This is a genomic window from Nonomuraea sp. NPDC049784, from assembly GCF_040659615.1.
In the GTDB taxonomy this organism is placed as follows: Bacteria; Actinomycetota; Actinomycetes; order Streptosporangiales; family Streptosporangiaceae; genus Nonomuraea.
In genome coordinates this window covers 1-1751 of sequence record NZ_JBFAMX010001127.1, presented here as the reverse complement: position 1 = coordinate 1751, position 1751 = coordinate 1, and the positions used below count along the sequence as shown (strand labels likewise).

3 protein-coding genes are annotated in these 1751 nt (G+C 71.6%); 1 reads left to right on the top strand and 2 read right to left on the bottom strand.

Features of this window, described 5'->3' with window-relative positions; genetic code table 11:
- The coding region (locus tag AB0J09_RS63990) for a methyltransferase domain-containing protein (protein WP_360714188.1) at window positions 1–905 on the bottom strand (905 nt) is incomplete at its 3' end.
- Between the two features lie 123 nt (window positions 906–1028).
- Here AB0J09_RS63990 and AB0J09_RS63985 point away from each other — a divergent pair.
- A complete protein-coding gene (locus tag AB0J09_RS63985) occupies window positions 1029–1316 on the top strand; it encodes a Fe-S cluster assembly protein HesB (RefSeq protein WP_360714186.1) in 288 nt (95 codons plus the stop codon).
- 45 nt (window positions 1317–1361) lie between these two features.
- On the opposite strand, the gene AB0J09_RS63980 is transcribed toward AB0J09_RS63985, so the two are convergent.
- Window positions 1362–1751: acetylxylan esterase (locus AB0J09_RS63980; protein WP_360714184.1), on the bottom strand; the 390-nt coding region annotated here is incomplete at its 5' end.

The window sequence follows — 1751 nt, the reverse complement described above, 5'->3', positions numbered from 1 at the left end:
CCGTCGCCGTCGACGAGGCCGATGCTCATGCCGTACCCGCCGCCCAGCTTCCCGCTCAGGGCGCACAGGCGAGGCTCGTGCAGCGCCAGCCACAGGGCGACGTTGTGGGCGCGGGCCGGCTCCACTCCCTCGACGGCGACGTCGACCGGGACGGCGTCCAGCGCGGCCAGCACGTCGCCGACCTCACGCTGTTCCGGCAGCGCCAGCATCAGGTCGGGGTCGCGGCGCAGCACCACGACCGCCTCGGGCCCGGCGAACGGCCCGCGCATCCGCATGAACCCGCAGGGCACGACCGACAGGCCGGCCCAGTGGTCGCCGGAGCGTTCGAAGGCCACGGACGCCTGCACGCCGCGCAGGTCGAGCGGCGCCACCAGCCGCCCGCCCGCGCCCAGCTGCTCCCGCCAGGCCGGGGCGAGGTCCCACACGCCGACCGTGGCGATCACGCGATCGTACGGGGCCAGGGCGGCGTGCCCCTGGGCACCGTCGGCGCACACCGTCTCGACCTGGGACAGCCCGGCGGCGCCCAGGTTCCGCCCGGCCTGCGCGACGATGTCCTCGTCGATGTCCACGGTGACCACGCGCCCTTCCGGCCCCACAAGGTGAGCCAGCAGTGCCGCGTTGTAGCCGGTGCCCGCGCCGATCTCCAGGACCCGCTGCCCCGGCTCGACGCCGAGCTGGTCGAGCATTGCCGCCATGATGGCGGGCTGCGAGGAGGAGCTGATGGGCCGGCCCTCATCGTCACGCTTGGTGACGATGGGCTCGTCGCGGTAGGCGTCCTCGGGGGCGACGTCCGGCACGAACAGGTGGCGCGGCACGGCGAGCAGCGCGGCGGCCACACGGTCGCTGATTTCCTGCCGCTTCCGCAGCAGCTCCACCATGGCCAGCCTCTGCTCCGCGAAGTCCATGACCTCCATTGTCCACGGGCCTCGCGAGGAAAACTTGGTAACGAACGAGTCAAGAAGGGTTGAGTGCAGAGAGAGGGGGAAGGGCAGGCAATTCCTGAACGTCGACCGTGAGGAGGAGCCGTAGTGCTCACCCTGACAGCCAACGCCGCCCAGGCGATCCGCGATCTGACCGCGGCCGCGCCCGAGCCTTCTCAGAGCGGGATCCGTATCTCGTCTCAGGGGGAGGGCTCGAGCTCGCTCACCCTGACGCTGGCCACCGCGCCCGAGCCGGCGGACGAGGTGGTCGAGGCCGAGGGAGCGCGGGTCTACCTCGACCCCGTCGCCGCAACCGTGCTGGAGGACAAGTCCCTGGATGCCGGAGCCGATGACCAGGGGAGCGTGTCCTTCCTGGTCAAGGAACAACCCGCTTGAGCAGGGCGCCCGCCGTGCCGGGGCGCGGCACGGCGGGCGTACCCGTCAGACTTCGCTGAGGAGCTTGTGCAGGTAGCGCAGCTGCTCCTCCGACTGGAAGCCGCCACCGCCCTCGTGGCCGTTCCAGGGCCAGACGCTGATCTCCTTCGGGCCCTGCCAGTGGTTGTACGCGGCGAACACCGTGGACGGCGGGCAGATGTCGTCCATCAGCGCCACAGAGTAGAGCGCGGGCACCTGGCCGCGGGCGGCGAAGTTGAGGCCGTCGAAGTACGACAGCGTGCGGAACACCTGGTCGGCGCTGTCCCTGCGGGTGGAGAGGAAGCGGACCAGCTCCTGGTACGGGTCCTTCCCCGTGATCTCGACGGCCCGCCGGAAGTGGGTCAGGAACGGCACGTCGATGAGCGCCGCCTTGACCGACGGGTGCAGCGCGGCCGC